This is a genomic window from Streptomyces sp. NPDC090442 (assembly GCF_044769405.1).
GTDB lineage: Bacteria > Actinomycetota > Actinomycetes > Streptomycetales > Streptomycetaceae > Streptomyces.
Genome location: NZ_JBIVXW010000074.1, coordinates 30603 through 47627, shown reverse-complemented (window position 1 = coordinate 47627; position 17025 = coordinate 30603). Strand labels below are relative to the sequence as shown.

17 protein-coding genes and 1 pseudogene are annotated in these 17025 nt (G+C 69.7%); 8 read left to right on the top strand and 10 right to left on the bottom strand.

Annotated features, from left to right (window positions below):
- The coding region (locus tag ACIQU6_RS36080) for an SDR family NAD(P)-dependent oxidoreductase (RefSeq protein ID WP_403485957.1) at positions 1-294 on the bottom strand (294 nt) is incomplete at its 3' end.
- 203 nt (positions 295-497) lie between these two features.
- Between ACIQU6_RS36080 and ACIQU6_RS36075 the strand changes: the two genes are divergently transcribed.
- A complete protein-coding gene (locus ACIQU6_RS36075) occupies positions 498-815 on the top strand; it encodes an ArsR/SmtB family transcription factor (protein ID WP_403485956.1) in 318 nt (105 codons plus the stop codon).
- A gap of 400 nt (positions 816-1215) precedes the next feature.
- The gene (locus tag ACIQU6_RS36070) at positions 1216-1974 is read left to right on the top strand and encodes a hypothetical protein (protein WP_403485955.1); all 759 of its coding nucleotides are present in this window, start codon (positions 1216-1218) and stop codon (positions 1972-1974) included.
- Positions 1975-2072: 98 nt separating this feature from the next.
- Here the strand turns inward: ACIQU6_RS36070 and ACIQU6_RS36065 are convergent, their stop codons facing one another.
- The 5 genes from ACIQU6_RS36065 to ACIQU6_RS36045 form a co-directional block, all read right to left on the bottom strand.
- Positions 2073-2822, bottom strand: coding sequence for an alpha-ketoglutarate-dependent dioxygenase AlkB family protein (locus ACIQU6_RS36065; RefSeq protein WP_403485954.1), 750 nt, complete (start codon positions 2820-2822; stop codon positions 2073-2075).
- 452 nt (positions 2823-3274) lie between these two features.
- A complete protein-coding gene (locus ACIQU6_RS36060; RefSeq protein WP_403485953.1) occupies positions 3275-3832 on the bottom strand; it encodes a methylated-DNA--[protein]-cysteine S-methyltransferase in 558 nt (185 codons plus the stop codon).
- A gap of 363 nt (positions 3833-4195) precedes the next feature.
- On the bottom strand, positions 4196-4381 hold the full coding sequence (locus ACIQU6_RS36055; protein WP_403485952.1) for a hypothetical protein: 186 nt from the start codon (positions 4379-4381) through the stop codon (positions 4196-4198).
- A 688-nt stretch (positions 4382-5069) separates the two neighbouring features.
- Positions 5070-5552 carry a nuclear transport factor 2 family protein gene (locus ACIQU6_RS36050; RefSeq protein WP_403485951.1) on the bottom strand — a complete coding sequence of 161 codons (483 nt, stop codon included), beginning with the start codon at positions 5550-5552 and terminating at the stop codon, positions 5070-5072.
- A gap of 100 nt (positions 5553-5652) precedes the next feature.
- Positions 5653-6996, bottom strand: a complete 1344-nt coding sequence (locus ACIQU6_RS36045) for a serine hydrolase domain-containing protein (RefSeq protein ID WP_403485950.1) — start codon at positions 6994-6996, stop codon at positions 5653-5655.
- A gap of 410 nt (positions 6997-7406) precedes the next feature.
- Between ACIQU6_RS36045 and ACIQU6_RS36040 the strand changes: the two genes are divergently transcribed.
- Positions 7407-7637, top strand: coding sequence for a DUF6296 family protein (locus ACIQU6_RS36040; RefSeq protein WP_274910760.1), 231 nt, complete (start codon positions 7407-7409; stop codon positions 7635-7637).
- A gap of 120 nt (positions 7638-7757) precedes the next feature.
- On the opposite strand, the gene ACIQU6_RS36035 is transcribed toward ACIQU6_RS36040, so the two are convergent.
- From ACIQU6_RS36035 to ACIQU6_RS36025, 3 genes are all read right to left on the bottom strand, one after another.
- Positions 7758-8009: a hypothetical protein gene (locus tag ACIQU6_RS36035; RefSeq protein ID WP_403485949.1), complete on the bottom strand. Its 252-nt coding sequence runs from the start codon at positions 8007-8009 to the stop codon at positions 7758-7760.
- A 106-nt stretch (positions 8010-8115) separates the two neighbouring features.
- Positions 8116-8811 carry an aspartate/glutamate racemase family protein gene (locus ACIQU6_RS36030; RefSeq protein ID WP_403485948.1) on the bottom strand — a complete coding sequence of 232 codons (696 nt, stop codon included), beginning with the start codon at positions 8809-8811 and terminating at the stop codon, positions 8116-8118.
- A 106-nt stretch (positions 8812-8917) separates the two neighbouring features.
- On the bottom strand, positions 8918-10105 hold the full coding sequence (locus tag ACIQU6_RS36025; protein ID WP_403485947.1) for a cytochrome P450: 1188 nt from the start codon (positions 10103-10105) through the stop codon (positions 8918-8920).
- 562 nt (positions 10106-10667) lie between these two features.
- On the opposite strand from ACIQU6_RS36025, the gene ACIQU6_RS36020 reads away from it, so the two are divergent.
- Positions 10668-11393, top strand: a complete 726-nt coding sequence (locus ACIQU6_RS36020) for a Mut7-C RNAse domain-containing protein (RefSeq protein WP_403485946.1) — start codon at positions 10668-10670, stop codon at positions 11391-11393.
- A gap of 895 nt (positions 11394-12288) precedes the next feature.
- On the opposite strand, the gene ACIQU6_RS36015 is transcribed toward ACIQU6_RS36020, so the two are convergent.
- Positions 12289-13020: a hypothetical protein gene (locus ACIQU6_RS36015; protein WP_403485945.1), complete on the bottom strand. Its 732-nt coding sequence runs from the start codon at positions 13018-13020 to the stop codon at positions 12289-12291.
- Positions 13021-13331: 311 nt separating this feature from the next.
- Between ACIQU6_RS36015 and ACIQU6_RS36010 the strand changes: the two genes are divergently transcribed.
- The 4 genes and pseudogenes from ACIQU6_RS36010 (at position 13332) to ACIQU6_RS35995 (ending at position 16871) form a co-directional block, all read left to right on the top strand.
- Positions 13332-14030, top strand: coding sequence for a class F sortase (locus ACIQU6_RS36010; RefSeq protein ID WP_403485944.1), 699 nt, complete (start codon positions 13332-13334; stop codon positions 14028-14030).
- Positions 14031-14318: 288 nt separating this feature from the next.
- Positions 14319-14654: pseudogene (locus tag ACIQU6_RS36005) on the top strand (MFS transporter); the annotation flags it as partial.
- Positions 14655-14884: 230 nt separating this feature from the next.
- On the top strand, positions 14885-15820 hold the full coding sequence (gene hemC / locus ACIQU6_RS36000; RefSeq protein ID WP_403485943.1) for a hydroxymethylbilane synthase: 936 nt from the start codon (positions 14885-14887) through the stop codon (positions 15818-15820).
- Positions 15821-15860: 40 nt separating this feature from the next.
- Positions 15861-16871: an agmatine/peptidylarginine deiminase gene (locus tag ACIQU6_RS35995; RefSeq protein WP_403485942.1), complete on the top strand. Its 1011-nt coding sequence runs from the start codon at positions 15861-15863 to the stop codon at positions 16869-16871.
- The last annotated feature ends 154 nt before the right edge of the window (positions 16872-17025 follow it).

Sequence of the window (17025 nt, the reverse complement as noted above, 5' to 3'; positions counted from 1 at the left end):
GGCCAGGAAGGTGGCCGGGTGTTCGTTGTCGCCGCCTCCGCCGAGGTTATTGACCAGGAGGTCGATCCCGCCGAGTTCCGCCTGGGCGCGCTCGACGAACAGGGCAGGACCGTCGGCAGTGGCGAGGTCGGCGGCCAGCGCGATCGCGCCGCTGTCCTTCAGCTCCGCGGTGACAGTGCGTGCGCCGGCCACGACCCTCACGCCTTCGGCGATGAGGGTCCTGGCGATGGCCAGGCCGATGCCGCGGCTTGCGCCCGTGACCACGGCGGTCGTTCCGGTCAGCTGGAGATCCATGAAGGGGGTCCGTTCGGTAGAGCGGGGACGGAGGTCGTCGGTGCATACAGAACCCTCCGTACGACAATTCGAACGTACGGGAGATCTCATACATTTGGAAGCCGTGCAACCTCTCCGGAGCGGCTGAATGCGCCCAGCGGGCTCGCGTTTCCCCAGGTCGGAGCCCGTTCGGATCTGTATGAAATTTCCCGTACGATCGCGTCATGGTCAGCTATCACCCCGACCTCGGCCAGATCCCGGTCGAAGACGTCCTGGCAGCCCTGGGCAACCCGGTACGGCTGTTCATCGTGCGCGAACTCGCCTCTTCCGCCCGGCCGCGCACCTGCGGCAGCCTGCCAGTGACCGTCACCAAAGCCACCGCCACCCACCACTGGCGCGTGCTCCGCGAATCAGGAATCACCCGCGAGCGCCGGGAAGGACGCACCAAGGTCGTGGAACTGCGCCGCCACGAACTCGACGAACGCTTCCCCGGCCTGCTCGACGCAGCCCTGACTGCTACCGCACCCTCCCTCCGCACCTGACCACCACTGGGCGCCAGGCAAAGAGCACGGAACGCGTACCGATCCACAAGTATTGACAATTCCTCCAATAATTGTCGGGTCAAGTGGTGGGCGGGGGAGTACCTCGACAACGGACAGAAGAAGTACGAGTCCAAGAGCGGTTTCACTGATGAAGAAGTCGCGTACAACTACGGGCTCGACCGCGAGCACGAGGTGCGGCACGGAACTGCGATTAGGCAACGTGACAGCAGGACGCTCATGAAGGATTACTGCTGGGACTCGTTCGATGCTCAGGAGTTGCGTCCCATGACGCTGACTTCTTGATGCCATCGTCAAGTACAAGCTGCGTAAGGATTCACCGGTCATTCGGCAGAAGCGCCGCGGCAAGTACACGAAGAAGCCGCGTGAAAAGAAGCGGCCGATGGAGATGAAGGTCCTGCATCAACTGGCGAGGAACGCCTACACGGTGTGGGGCTACACCGGATGGACGTACATCTGGACCGCGGCGTTCACGGCCATGCGCCCTGCGGAGATGTACGGGCTGCAACGGTGCTACGTGTCGCCAAACTGGCCCGCCTCCGAGCCGGACATGGATCTGCGGGTCGAGTCGCTGGAGCGTTACGAGAACGTTGCGGTGCTCCGGGTGCAATACCAGCATCAGTGGGTCGACGGGAAGAAGGTTCTGACGGAGCCGAAGTACGAAAGCCAGCGCACGCTGGTCATCCCGCCGTTCCTCCGTGCGATGCACATCGAGCTGCTCGCGTCCCATGCTTCGCCTTGGTTCTTCCCTGCGAAGAACGGAGGGGACCTGCTCGGTGTGCAGTTCCAACGGGACTACTGGCATCCGATCCGTGACGGGGCTCCGGCGCGGACGAGTCGGAGGCATAAGCGGCGTCCGGAGATCTTCGGGGTGAAGGAGATGGCGGGCAAGCGGATTTATCTCCTGCGGCACGGCCACAAGGAGTGGCTCGACGAGGACGGGCACAGTGAGATCGCCTCGGAGTCGCGGATGGGCCACGAGGTAGCTGGAGTGAAGGGTCTCTACAGCAATGTGACCCCAGGGATGGAGTTGCGGATCGTGGAGACTCTGCAGGAACGGTGGGACAGGTTCTGGCAGTCGGGCCCGTGGTGGGCGCCTCCAGTTCCCACTCCTCTCCCAGTTGATCAACAGGTCGCATAGTTCCCGCAGGTCAGGGGTCCTAGCGAGCGCCAAGCGTCTTGATGCTGCGGCACATGTGTCCAGTGTGCGCTTTGTGGCCGGCCTGTGGGTAGGCAGGATCAGGTGAGGCCGGTGACCCGCATGGTGATGTTGAGGCGGCCGGCGGTGATGCCGGTAGCGGGGTCGCCGGTCCCCGGATACACCTTGGGTACGCCGTGGTACACGAACCGCGACGGCCCGCCGAAGACGAAGAGATCTCCCGACACCAACTCGATGTCGGTGTAGGGCTTGGTCCGGGTCTCCGTATTGCCGAACCGGAAGACGCAGGTGTCACCGATGCTGAGGGAGACCACCGGCGCGCCGGAGCGCTCTTCCTTGTCCTGGTGCATGCCCAACTTGGCCGCGCTGTCATAGAAGTTGATCAGCGCGGTGTCCGGGGTGTACTCGTCGCCGGCCGCGGCGTCCTGATACGCGTCGACCAGTGCCCGCCGGCCCAACGCGACCATCCAGTCCGGGAATTCGGCTACCCGGGCACCGTTCACGTCGTCGGCGCTGCGGCTGTACGCATACGGTTGCCAGTGCCATCCGATGCACACGGTTTGCACGGACATCACGCCACCCCGCGGGAGTCTGGTGTGCCGGATGGGTACCGGGCCGCGCGCCCAGTCGCGGCAGGCGGTGACCAGCGCACGCTGTTCCGCGACCGAGAGCCAACCGGGGACGTGCACCGCCCCGGGAGCCAACTCCCGGCGGGCGCGCTCTTCCGACCCGGTCGGTGTCTCGGGCCGACGGAGTCCCCCGGGACTGCTCGGTCCACCGGGCCCGCGGAGCTGCCCGACATCCTCGAAGCCGGGGAGTGGGGTGGTCATGACCGTGGTGACCTGCCTTGACGTGGGTGGGGAGGTGGAGGGGTGGCCCGGAGGCGGTCTGGCGGGAGACGGGCCGCTCATCTGCCCGCTTCCAGGTGTCCGCGTGTTTCAGGTGTCGGCGTGTGTTCGTGGTCCGTACCTTCAGCGTGCCACGGGGCGGATGGGGCGGATGCCGTGGGGCGGAGGGGGGCCGCTGGTGAGGCGGTGCCCGCGGGCCGCGAGCACCGTCCGCACCGGTTCGTGATCATCCGATGACGTGGCGCGCCTATGGCTCATATGCCGCATATGACTCATGGGGCGCGACGGCTCCCGTTCGACGGCCGATGGCGGGTGGTCGAGGGCCGGGCGCGCGGCAGTTCGCTCGACGGCCCGGTATGGCTCCGCGGGCGCATGCGGTGACGGGCGCGCTTCGAGCGCCCGCGCGTGGCGCCCGGATCGTGGCCGGACGGCGGTCAGATGAGGGTGGGCTGGAGGGCGCCTTCGTGGGTGAGCAGCGCGGTCTTGCGCTCCACACCGGCCGCGTAACCCCGCATGGTGCCGTCGGCGCCGACCACCCGGTGGCAGGGGCGTACGAGCAGCAGCGGATTCGCCCCGATCGCGGCCCCCAGGGCGCGCACTTCGGCGCGTGACACGTCGAGGGCCTCGGCGAGACGGCCATAGGTGGTCGTGGTCCCGTACGGAATGTCGTCCAGGGCCCGCCAGACGCGCTCCTGGAAATCCGTACCGGTGGTGCGGAACTCCAGCCCGAACTTGGTCAGTCGCCCGTCGAAGTAGGCCCGGAGCTGCCGGATGACCTCGGCGAACGGGGCGGCGTCGCGCTGCCAGTGCGATGCGACGGTGGGGGCCGTGCGCTGCTCGGGCATGGAGAGCGAGGTGAGGGCGATACCGCCGGGCGCGGTGGGGGAGCCGATGCCGACCAGCAGCAGCTCGCCGACAGGGCTGTCGAGGGTCGTGTAGGAGGTCGTGGTGGGGGTGGTGGAAGTGCTGACGGTGGTGTCGTGAGTGTTCATGGCGCGTCCTTGAGCGTGCTGTTACCTGGGCTTTCTTTGAGTCTGCCGGTTTCCCGGCGCGAAGACTGGCGGAAATCGGACGTGGCGATTCGGGGGGAGAGGAGGAGGACGTCGCGCGGGGGACGGCTGCCTTCCGTGGGGCGTGCATGGCGCAGTAGCGAGGGCGGTGGGCGGCAGAAAGCCCGGCGGCCGCTGTGTGGAGTGCGGGAGGCATGCGCCGAGATGAGCCGGAAGCCAGATGTCCGAGTGGCTACGGCATACGGATAGCTTCGGCTACGGCGATGAGGACGGCCCTGGCGCGGCCCGCCGGAGAGGGTGGCGCCAGGGCCTTCGCACGTGCCTCGTATCCGAGTGGGCGTACGGCTAGGCGGCCTCGACGACCTCCGCGCGCACCGCTAGCGTCCAGATCTCCAGCAGCACCGCATACTCCGCCATGTCCTGCGCCGTCCAGGCCAGACCGTGCCGGGCGCGCACAAAACGCCGGATCGAGTCATTGGCCTCGGACGCAGGAACGGGCGTAGCCGTATGGGCGGAAGGAGTTGGGGACATGTGAGACATGCTAGGGGCAGCCACTGACAACGCATTCCCGCGCGGTTCAGACATGAGGCCCCCGAGCCCGCTCCATTGATCGCCCTGACTCCACCTCAACTCGCTGACCAGTAAAGACCGTCAGCACCTCACCCTCCCCTCGCTGCCTGCATGTGTCCATTCCCACACGCTCCGCGCTCGCCCCACCCTGTCCGTCGGCCCGCGAACCGTCAACAGGGCGTCATGCGATCCGGCCTACGGAAGACCGCTGCCTCTCCGCCCGGTGACAACGGACCCGCGGGGCAGGGCGGATGAGAGGCCCCGCGGCGGCCAGCGGACGCGTGAGTCGTTCTCGGCTGGATTTCTCGTGCCCAGCGACAACGCCGGCGGTCGTGGTGCGTTCCCCGGATCGGGTGGTGTTTGCGGGGCGTGTGCGGAGCGGGGCTGATGGCTGTGCAGGGCGATCCGGGAGTGGGCGGAGGGGCGTTGGCGGTTGCTGTGGGACCGGATCAGGGGGCGTGCGGGCGCGCCGGTGTGGTGTCTCCGTGGGCAAGGGGCGCGCGGTGGCATGACGGTGCGGCGGCGAGGCGGTGTCAGTGGTCGCCCGTACGGTAGCCCCGTAACCATCCGAGCTGCTGGCGCTTCTCGGACCCGCCCCGCTCCCGCTGGCAATGCCCGGGAGCGGGGCTCTTCGCCGTCTCCTGTCAGCTCAGCTTCCGCTCGGGGGCGGGAGACGTCGGGTGTCGGCCCCGAAGGCCAGATGTGTGGTCCGGGTGGCGAGGAGCCATATGCCGTCGACCTTGCGGAAGCTGTCCTCGTAGTGGCCCACGTTGGTGGGGAGTTGGGGAGGGACCATACCGTCGACGAAGCCGTCCACCCGGTACGTGGTGAGGTAGGAGGTGGCGGTCGCTGTCGTGGGGGTGGTGACGGAGACCAGGATGTTTGTCATCAGGCGGCGGGACAGTCGGTCGCTGGGGCGGGAGCCGAAGTACCTGCGCAGCGCCTCGCGGCCGGCGACACGGCGTTGGGCATGGGGCCATTCCCAGACGCCGTCGTCCGTGAACAGTTCGGCGACGGAGCCCGGGTCGCCGAGGTCGAGACGGTGGACGAAGTCGATGGTCAGACGTTCACAGGAGCGCTCGGCGAGCAGCCGATCGATCGGATCGATCGATTCGTTCGATTCATCAGGCATGGGCAGTCCTCTGTGGGGTCCGCTATGGGAAGTCCTGAGGTGGGCGCAGCGCGGTGGACGAGCGCTTGTGGAGCTGATGGGTGAGCTGTTGACGGGCGGGTTACCGGCTCTGCTGGCGCGGTACGGAGCCCAGTTGGGCGGCCAGGGACGACGGAGTGAGGGAGCGGTGGTCGGTGCGGGAGCCGGCTCCGGTGCCGCATACCGCCTGGGCGAGATGGTCGTTCATGGCGGTGTCGATGGGGCTGGGTATCGGCTGACCGGTGCCGTCGAGCTTCTGGTAGCGGGTGAGGTTGAAGCCGAGGGAGACCTGGCGGCGGCCGTCCGTGCTGTGAAGGGACCAGGTCATGGCGCCCAGCACCAGACCGTTGTGACCCCAGAGCTCTCCGCAGGAGGGCGAGGTCATCCGGAGCAGGCCGAGGCCGTACCGTGCGGTGGAGCCCTCGATCGGCACGGTCGTCTTCATCTGGTGCAACTCCGCCGGGGCGAGCAACTCGCCGCCCAGGAGGGCGCGGTAGAAGCGGTTGAGGTCGGGCATCGTCGAGACGAGGGAGCCGGCCGTCGAGGCCCAGGACATGTTGTAGACGCTGAAGTCACGCGGCGGATTGAAGCCTCCGTAGGCGGCCTCGTACATCTTCGCGTGCGGCCCGGAGAGGGTGGGGGACTGGGGGAAGTGGGTGTGCCGCAGGCCGGCTTTGCGGATGACGTGCTCGGTGATGTAGGTCTCCGGAGATTGGCCGGTGACCTTCCGCAGCAGGAGGCCGGCGAGGACGTAGTTGGTGTTGGAGTAGTGGTGGGCCTCGCCGGGCTTGCCCAAGGGCGGTGTCGCGAAGCCGAGGCGGGCCAACTCCTCTGGAGAGAAGGTGTGGAAGCGGTTGCCTTCCAGACTGTCCGCGGTCGTGAAGATCTTCCCGGAGTAATCGCCAATACCGCTGGTGTGGTTGAGCAGCATCCGGACGGTGATGGCGCGGCCGCGCTCACCAGTTGTGAGGTCGGGCAGATAACGGTCGATGGGTGCGTCGAGGGCGATGTGGCCCTTGCCGACCTCCTGGAGCACGGCGACCGCGGTGAAGGTCTTGGTGATGCTGCCGATGCGGTGCTCCATCTGCGGAGTGGTGGGGCGCCCGGTACTGACGTCGGCGACCCCGGCCGCGCCGTGCCAGTCATCGGAGCCGTCCCGCACGGCCGAGTACGCGCCGTACATCCCGGCGTCGTGGAACGCCTGGAGGGATCTCTGCAGGGCGAGCCGGTCGAGTGTGGCGTGCGCGACAGGGCGCGCCGCCGTTGACTGTGCGGCCAGGCTGGCTGCGTTGGTGGTCGGCGGCGGGGCGGAGGAGGTGACGGTGGAGGCGGAGGCGGCAGTGGGAACGGTGAGGAGGCAAAGGGTGATGGTTGTCGCGGTGAGGGCCAGGCGGGAACGCCAGAGGGCGCGACGGTCAATTGCCATGGAATCTCCTGGAGTTGAGACGAGGCTGAGGGTTGCTCAGATATGAGTGCGGGTGGGGGGCAAGTTCATCAGCAGGTGTTCATCGGCGTAGGTCATCCATCGGTCTTCGTCGGCGTTTCGTTGTATTGATTGTCGCGGTGGGACAGGCGCGAGACATCAACCCACGGGTCTACCTTGATCGCGAATCTCGACGGTAGAAGTCGGAGCGTGGCGTGACGTGGCGGCGAGACTGCGGACATTTGATTGAATTGTTAACGAGGCGGTCATGGTGCGGGCACTGACGGTGGCGAGGCGTGGCGGGCCGACTTGGGCGACGATGGAAGGGCCGGCGTTGCGGTGTCGTGCGGCAGCGGCGGGGCGGCACGGCGAGCGCGGCGGTAGGACCCGCAGAGCAGTATCGGGAGGCCCCGATGGATTACCCGGAACGCTATGAGCTGGTATTTCAGGCCCCCGCGGTCGAGGACGACGTCGTGATCGTCCGGCGTACCGACCAGGCGGGAGCGGGCGGGTATCCGATCTACGAAGACGAATCGGGGATCGTACGCGCGGAGATCAGCGATCGGGGTGAGGTCCGCATGCTGGCCAGTGGAGGACACCAGGCACCCCGGACGCCCATGCTGGCGCGGGCGCTGAGCCTGTAGCGGATGCCGAGCCCATGGAGGCTGGAGCGGCGGCGCTGTGTGCCGGCGGGAAGTGTCACGCGTCGCCGATGAGGCCGACGAGGAGCCGCTCGGGCGTCACAAGAGTCATCCAGCCGGACGTCACACGCTGCGCAGGTGGCGGCGACGGGGCGGTGGCGGCTGGCGCGCGGGCTCGGTGCCTGGGTCACGGGCGGTTCGGGTGGAGGCCGCTTCCGGCACGGGCCCGGGGTCAGGGATGGCCCGTAGGGCGGGGTTGGTCGTGGCCTCGACATCGGCGGTGTCTCCGCGCAGAACGGCGAGGGCGCGTTCGAGGGACTCTCCGGTGACCTGTATCCGGATGCGTGCTAAGCGTTCCAACTCGGTATGAGACACCACGTCAGCGTACCTGTCTTCGCGTCAACCCCCGGCCGGCCGGAACGAACTGAACGCTCCCACAGGGCAGACGAGTTGGCGGAAGATTCCGTAGGGGCAAGAGCGATCACGAGGCGGACAGCGCCCGGGTCAACGCCGCCTCGGCGTGCAGTCGGGTCGTCGGGAAAACGGGTACCGGACTGTCCTGCGGGCGGATGAGGAGTTCGATCTCGGTGCAACCGAGGACGATGCCCTCGGCCCCGGCGGCGATCAGGTCGTCGATGACGGCGACGAAGGCGTCCCGGGACTCCTCCCTGACGGTGCCCAGGCACAACTCCTCGTAGATCACGCGGTGGACGGTCTCGCGTCCGACGGCCTCCGGGACCAGCACCTCAAGGCCGTGGCCCGCCAGGCGACCTCGGTAGAAGTCCTGCTCCATGGTGAACGCGGTGCCCAGCAACCCGACGCGGCGAAGTCCCTTGCCGCGCACGGCTTCCGCGGTGGTGTCGGCGAGGTGCAGCAGGGGGACGCCGACGGCCGAGGACACCTGGTCGGCGACCTTGTGCATGGTGTTGGTACAGATCAGCAGCAACTCGGCCCCCGCCGCCTCCAGAGCCTTGGCGGCCCCGGCCAGGACGGCGCCGGCCTCGTCCCATCTCCCCTCGACCTGGAGGCGTTCGATCTCCGCGAAGTCCACTGAATAGAGCACGCACTTGGCGGAGTGCAGCCCACCCAGCCGCTCCCGCGTCAGCTCGTTGAGCAGGCGGTAGTACTCAGCCGAGGACTCCCAACTCATGCCGCCGATCAGCCCGATGGTCTTCATGAAGACACTGTCGCACACGGCAGTGACAGCGCCCGCGCCGACCGGTCGACGGACCGGCCGGCGGTGTGTTGTGCCGTGGGGTGACGCCGACTCGCCGCGGGGCAGGTCATGCCTCCCAGAGGATCGGGAGGTGGTGCATTCCGCGCATGAGGAGGCCGGGGCGCCAGGTCGGGGTGGCCGCGGTGGTGTCCAGGGCGAGGCCCGGGCAGCGGTCCAGGAGGGAGCGCAGGGCGATCCGGCCTTCCAGACGGGCCAACGGTGCGCCGAGACAGAAGTGGATGCCGTGGCCGAAGGCGACGTGACCGCGCGGGTCGCGGGTGAGGTCGAAGTCGTCGGCGGCGTCGAACCGTTCGGGATCCCGGGAGGCCGAGGCGAGCGAGACCAGAACGGGGGAGCCGGTGGGAATCACGGTGCCGCCGACCTCCACCGGTTCGGCCGCGAAACGCCAAGTGGCGGTCTCCACCGGGCCGTCGTAGCGCAGCATCTCCTCCACGGCGTTGTCGAGCAGGCCGTCGTCGGCCCGTAGGGCAGCCAGTTGGGCGGGGTGCTCCAGTAGGGCCCGGATCCCGTTGGAGATCAGGTTGACCGTGGTCTCGTGGCCGGCGACGAGCAGCAGGAACGCCGTGCCGATCAGCTCTGCGTGGGAGAGCCGGTCGCCGTCCTCGTCGCTGGTCCGGATCAGGGCGCTGAGCAACCCGTCTACGGGCTCGTGGCGTTGGCGCTCGATCAGGGCGGTGAGGTACTCGGACATCGCCATGACGGCGTTCTGCACCGCTTCCTGGCCGGTCGGCGAGACGATCTCGTGCGACCAGGCGCGGAAGGCGTCGCGGTCCATGGACGGCACGCCCAGCAGCTCGCAGATGACGGTCATCGGAAGCGGGAAGGCCAGCGCCTCGATGAGGTCGGCGCGGCGGTCCGGCGCGGCCAGCATGGCGTCGAGGAGCTCGTCGGTGATGTGCCGCACACGGGGGCGGAGCGCCTCGACACGGCGGGACGTGAACTCCTTCGCCACCAGCTTCCGCAGCCGGGTGTGGTGCGGCGGGTCCGCGTCCAGCATGTTGGTGAACAGGGGAGCGTCGTCGCCGACCACGCGTTGCAGGTTGGCGCGGCTCCAGTCCTTGCCCAGGCGCGGATCGGCGAGCGCGGAGCGGACCGCCTCATGGCCGACGACCAGCCATGCTTCCTGGCCGTGCGGTGTACGCACCCGGTGAACGGGTCCCTGGGCGCGCAGCTTGGCGTAGTACGGATACGGGTCGGCGACGAAGTCCTCGCCGTAGGCGGCCAGATCGAGCAACGGGAGCGTCTCGGGAGGTTGCGCCGGGCCGGTGGACGGGGGACGCGACGAGGCGGATATCTCGGGGTCCTGGGGTCCTGGAGAGGTCCGAGGGATCTGTGTGGCCTGCGGGGATTGCGGATTTTCCGGCATCTGCCGTCCCGCCTCTCTCGACTCGCGACATGTTTCGACGTTCCACAGACTCGGCACCGCGCCGCGCCTTGGGGCCGGCTGCACACTGCTCACCGTACGCAGACCGGGCGCGCGCATCGTCGTTCCAGCGGAGGAGCCGCGGGGAGTGACGTCCTCCATCCGTAGTGCAGTGGGGTACTCGGGCTGGTGGACATCCCGTAGTCCGGGGGCGGCGGTCGTGACCGCTGAGGAGCCGCCCAGGGGTGAGCGCGTCGATCACCCGGGGACGGGCGAAACCTGCCCCCGCGCGGCCCGCGATCCGCTCACCACACCGCTACGTTCCGTGCGCAGCACGCACGCCCCGCGCACGCCCGGGTGGGGCCACCCGCCGACCCCCGCCACCCAAGAATCCGCTGGCTGTCACCGCCCGCCCGATGCCATGCTGTGCGACGTGAACGGTCCCGAGATCGACCTCATTCTCGCCCCTGAACTGCACCTCTTCGTCGGCGCGGAGCGCAGTGCCGGCCGCACGCCCCTGGTGACCGACGGCGCCTCGACGCTGGGCCATGTCGTCGAGTCGCTCGGCGTCCCGCTCACCGAGGTCGGACGACTGGTCGTGGACGGCGTCGAGGCGCCCGTCTCCCACGTTCCGCAGCAGGGCGAACGCATCGAGGTCCACGCGGTCGAGCGGCCGCAGCGCCTTCCCGGCGCGCCGCTGCGGTTCCTCCTCGACGTGCACCTCGGCACCCTGGCCCGCCGGCTGCGGCTGCTGGGCGTCGACGCGGCCTACACCAACGAGGACCCGGGCGACGCGGCGCTGGCCACACTCTCCGCGAAGGAACGGCGGGTGCTGCTCTCCCGGGACCGCGGGCTGCTCCAGCGGCGCGAGCTCTGGGCCGGGGCGTACATCTACAGCGACCGTCCGGACGACCAACTCCGCGACGTGCTCGGCCGGTTCGCCCCCACCCTGGATCCCTGGACGCGCTGCACCGCCTGCAACGGCCGCCTGTCCGCCGCCGACAAGGACTCCGTCCAGCAGCAACTGCAACACGGCACGCAGCGCACCTACGACGTCTTCGCGCAGTGCACCTCGTGCGGCCGGGTCTACTGGCGCGGGGCCCATCACGCCCGCCTGGAGGCGATCGTCCAGGAGGCGCTGCGGGCCGGCACCGGCTGAACGGCGCGCCGGCACTCCACCTGAGACCGAGGCGTCTCACCCGCCTCTCGCACCCGGCTCCGGCGAGCGCGCCCCGCAGCTCCGGCCAGGCATTGCTCACCAGGATCGGCCCTGACCTGGCCGCGCAGCGCCCGTAGCCCGGACATCAGTGCGGCGTCCCAACGTCGACAGGCGGCCGGTTCCCGCCGGACTCCGGCGAGCGGGGCGCGCCCGGCTCCCGGCCACTGCCGGACGATGCCCCACCGGGCTTCTGCCTGGTCCGGGTGGTCGGTACCTGCTCGTCGTAGCCGTCAAACCGGGCTGACAGGAAGGCGCGTTGGGAATGCCTCAGCCAGCCGCTCCACTCGGCGTCGGCTGCCGTCACATGGTCCGGTGAGAGCCTCCGCCGACGTCGATGAGGACCGTGGGCGGTCCCGAACCTTCGATGGTCATCTGCTGCCCCCTGCCCCCCGCTGTGTTCCTGCTCGCCCACCCCATCCCGGACTCTGCCGACGCAGACCGTCAATTGACGTCACGTCATGGGGATGCGTCAGGCAGTCGGGAGTGGCTGTCTGTCCTTCGAGCACTGCCAGGCACACCGGCCTCCGGTCACCGACCGTTTCCGATTCCCACGGCGCCGTGCCTGGGACATGCCTTGGCGCGGGCGCGTGGTGACCTCGTACTGGTTCCCGATGCCCCGTCAGCCTGCGGGTGCGCGCGAGCGGGTCCGGCGCGTGCCGAAGTCGCCCTCATCGGCCCCCTTTAGCCGGTCCCTAGCCCACCTTGATGACGACACGCCGGAGCTGCGCGCCGTCCAACGGGTGAATACCTCGCCCCCGGCCACCCGAAGAGCCGACGTTGTCCCCCGAATGCGACGTTCTCCGGTGGTGCCGAGTCGGATTCGGACTGACGGTGATCACGTCGCTACTGCGATCCCGATGTGCAGACGAAGTGTCAGCCTTCGCAGTCGCGCCGAAAGGAACATGTCTCCATGCGCACTGCCCGCACACTGTTCGCTTCCGCCGCCATCACGGCGGCACTCACCATCTCCGCCCCCGCTGCGAGTGCCATGGGCCTGGTCGAGGACTTCGCCTCGGGCAGCGCCACCTCGGTCAGCGGCAACGACCACGACAACGACCACGGCAGAGGCGGCCGTGACAACGGCCGTGGCGGCCGCGACAACGGCCGCGGTGACCGTGACAACGGTCGTGGCGGCCGTGACAACGGCCGTGGTGGCCGTGACCGTGACCGTGGCGACCGTGACCGTGACCACGGCCGCGGTGACCGTGATGACTATGGCCGTGGCGACCGCGACGACAACGGCCGCGGTGACCGCGACCACGGTTGGGGCCACCACCGCCGGCCGCACGGCGGCGTGCACACCGGTGGCGGTGCCCTGGCCATGCGTGTGATCGGCGACTGGGGCGACGAGCACGGTCGTGGTGACCGTGACAACGGCCGCGGTGACCGTGACCGTGACCATGGCCGTGGCGACCGTGACCGTGACAATGGCCGCGGTGACCGTGACGACCACGGTCGTGGCGACCGCGACGACAACGGCCGCGGCGACCGCGACCACGGCGGCGACCGCGACCACGGTCGTGGCGGCCACGACCACTGGGGCCGCCGTCCGCACGGTGGCGTCCACACCGGTGGCGGCGGGATGGCGATGTCCGGCAGCGGTCTGGCCGCCGGCTCCGTCCTGATGCTCGGTGGTCTGGGCGCCGGTGCCTACATGCTGCGTCGCCGCAACACGTCGGGCACCGCGGCCTGATAGAAGGCTGCCCCTCCGGAGGTCGATGTGCAGTCGCGGCCACCGTCCTCGTCGGACGGTGGCCGCGGCGATTGCGGGTCCGCCGCACCGGCACCGCGCGTCCCACGACGACCCGCGTGCCGTGCGACGGCGCCGCACGTGTCCTCCCCGCACCTCGCTCCGCCCGTTTCTCGAAAGGGCCCCTCATGACCGCCCAGCAGTCGCCCCAGCCGAATCCGAACCCCGACCCACCAGAGGAGGCTGCCGCCCCCCGCACCGCGGGACGCGGCCTGATCTGGGCCGCGGGAGCGTTTCTGCTGGGTTCCTTCCTCGTCTACAACTCCCTGGACGACTCGGCGGACGCCACGCCGCAGTCCCGTCCCGCGGTCGCCGCCTCCGCCCACCACCGGGCCGTCGCGCCCCACTCCGACCTGGCACTGTCCCGCTCCGCCCCGAAGCGGTTGACGATCCCGGAGCTCGGCGTGGACGCGCCCTTCACCCACCTCACCCTCGGCCCCACCGGGCAGCTCAATCCGCCCCCGGCCAATGACAAGAACCTCGTCGGTTGGTACCAGGACGGTGCCGCCCCGGGGGAGCGCGGCGCCGCGATCGTCGCCGGGCACGTGGACACCAAGACCGGCCCGGCTGTGTTCCTGCAATTGGAGATCCTCAAGCCCGGGGCCACCGTCGAGATCACTCGGGAAGACGGGATCGTCGCCACGTTCAAGATCGACTCCGTGGAGACCTTCAGCAAGGCGAACTTCCCCAACGACCGGGTCTACGCCGACACCCCGGACGCCCAGCTCCGCCTGATCACCTGTGGTGGCTCCTACGACCACAAGGCCAAGGACTACATGTCCAACGTGGTGGCCTTCGCCCACCTCGCCTCGTCGAAGCGCGCCTAGGACGACGCGCGCCCGGTCCGCGTGCGGGCCGGTTGCCGGAGCCCGGGCCGGCCGACCGCCGGCCCGGGCTCCCGGCTGCCGGGCACTCCGGAAAGGGCCGCGCGGAGCGCGGCGTTCGACACGCGGTCCGGCGGGGCTGCCCGTGCCGCGGTACGCACGGAGAAAGAACGCCGCATATGAGGGCCGGAATTCAGCTCCGGGACGGGGTGAGATGAGCGCCGAACGCGGCAGAGCAACCGGCCGTCGCCCGGTCCCGAGGAAGTCCGGTGGCGGCAGCGCCGACACCGACTCCTCCCGACCCGGCTGCGGTACGGCGCGCTGTCCATCGCCTTCAACATCTCGGTGTCGCTGTTCGGCGGCACCACGCCGCTGTTCGCCTCCGGGCTGGTGCAGTTGACCAAGAACCAGATGGTTCCCGCGGACTACCTGATGGTCGCCGGCGTGGTCGGCTTCGTCTCGACGCTCTTCCTGCACGAGACGGCGGGCAAGCCGCTGCGCGGCTCCGGCCCGATGGTGGAGACCAAGGAACAGGCCCGGAAGCTGGTCGCCCACAGTCGCACGGAGGCCGGGCGGCGGGCCCGCGACATCTGGATCCGGTTGCGGCACCCCTGGGCCAGGCACTGATCGCGCCACCCCGTCGGAGGCGCTGATGCCTGGAGTGGTGGGGCGGTCGAAGGCGGTTGCTGGTGCGTCCCAACAGGCGTGTGGTGCGGGAGAGTTGGGTGGCGTGGGCGAATTTTGGCGGGTGGGGCGCCGGCCGTCCGTCCGGATAGCGGTGCGGGGGTGAGGTGACGCACTCGAACTCCGACGCGCTGTCGGTAACTGTCCGTATTTGACGGTCTATCATCGGCGCCATGTCCGCCCCAGAACTGATCCGCATCGTTTCCCGAGACTCGCCGATGGCCCTGGCCCAGGTGGAGCGCGTCCGCGCCGAACTGGCCGCGCTGCATCCCGGCATCACCACGGAGGTCGTCCCCGTCAAGACGACCGGAGACCGGTGGATGGGGGCGCTTTCCCAGGTGGAGGGCAAGGGGGCGTTCACCAAGGAGGTCGACGCCGCCCTCCTGGCCGGTGCGGCCGACCTCGCGGTGCACTGCGTCAAGGACATCCCCGGCGACCGTCCGCTGCCGGCCGGGACGACGTTCGCCGCCTTCCTCAAGCGCGACGACGTCCGCGACGCGCTGATCCACCCCGGCGGCCGTACCCTCGACGAACTGCCCGCGGGCACCCGCATCGGCACGTCCTCGGTGCGCCGGATCGCCCAACTCGCCGCCTCGTACCCGCACTTGGAGTGCGTCCCGATGCGCGGCAACGCCAACCGCCGCATGGAGAAGCTGGCCGCCGGCGACGCCGACGCCCTGCTGCTGGCGGTCTCCGGTCTGGAACGGATCGGCCGCACCGACGCGATCACCGAGATCCTGCCGGTGGACCTGATGTGCCCGCCGATCGGCGCGGGCGTGCTGGCCCTCCAGTGTCGCGAGGACGACACGGCGACCATCGACGCGGTGAGCGGCCTCGGCGACCCGGCGACGTACCGGGAGACGATGGCGGAGCGGATGCTGCTGCACGTCCTCCAGGGGCACTGCAACAGCCCGATCGCCGGGTTCGCCACCACCGATCGGCGCGGCGAGCTCTCGCTGCGGGCCAGCGTCTTCACGCCGGACGGCAAGACCGTGCTGAACGCGCACGAGTGGGCCGGTCCGCTGACCCCTGAGACACTGGGGACGTCCGTTGCCGTGGCGCTGCTGCGCCAGGGCGCCCGCGAGTTGATCGACAGCATCGCGCACTGAATCCCGTCGACCGCCCGCACACGAGCAGGGAGCCCGGTTCATGCGTCCTCGGATGCCCGCCGAATGGGCCGAGCACGAGCTGTGCCTGATGGCCTGGCCGAGCCGGGAATCCCTGTGGGGAGCGGCGTTCGGGGCCGCTCGGCGGGAGTACGCCGAGGTGGCCCGCGCGGTCTCCGCGTTCGAGCCGGTGCTGATGGTGGCCGCGCCGGGGCAGGGCGCCCAGGCCCGTGCGCAGTGCGGCGCGGGCATGGAGATCGTCGAACTGCCCCTGGACGACTCCTGGATGCGGGACTCGGGCCCGATCTTCGCGTTCACCGAGGACGGGCGCCGGGTCGGCGTGGACTTCCGCTTCAACGCCTGGGGCGGCAAGCACCGTCCCTGGGATGACGACGACCGGCTGGCCGCGCGGCTGTTGGACCGGCTGCACATCGACCGGGTGCACTCCGAGATGGTGTTGGAGGGCGGGGCGATCACCGTCGACGGCGCGGGCACGCTGATCACCACCGAGCAGTGTCTGTTGCATCCCAACCGCAACCCCGGCATGGCGCGGGCGGACATGGAGGCCGAGCTCGGCCGGCGGCTGGGGATCGACAAGGTGATCTGGCTGCCGTACGGCGGGCTGGAGGACGTTGAGACCGACGGTCATGTGGACGGGGTCTGCGCCTTCGTGGCGCCCGGGAAGGTCGTCGCCTTCGTGCCGGATGACGAGCGGCACCCCGATCACGCCCGGATGCGGGCCAACCGCGCCGTCCTGGAGGCGGCCACCGACGCCCGGGGCCGGGAGCTGGAGATCGTCGAACTGCCGCAGACCGCGTACGGCACGGTCGACGGCGCGGAGGTCGAGGTCGGGTACCTCAACTTCTACCTCGCCAACGGTGGGGCGGTGGTGCCGGTCGGCGGCGGCGACCGGGACGAGGAGGCGCTCGCGGTGCTCGCCGCCGCGCTGCCCGGCCGCCGGGTGGTGGGTGTGCCGGCCCCGACGCTCGCCTTCGGTGGCGGCGGGGTGCACTGCATCACCCAGCAGCTTCCCGGGGCGCCCCGCCCCGGTTAGCCGCGGGCCCGCTCAGGACTGCGGGCGCTTGCCGTGATTGGCCGCGTGGTTGCGGCGCGCCTTCTTCTTGCGGCGACGCTTCGACGACATGACTTCTCCCTTCCGGTCGGGGTCGGTCGAGTGTTGCCGGCATATGTACCACCTTGGCGGGACT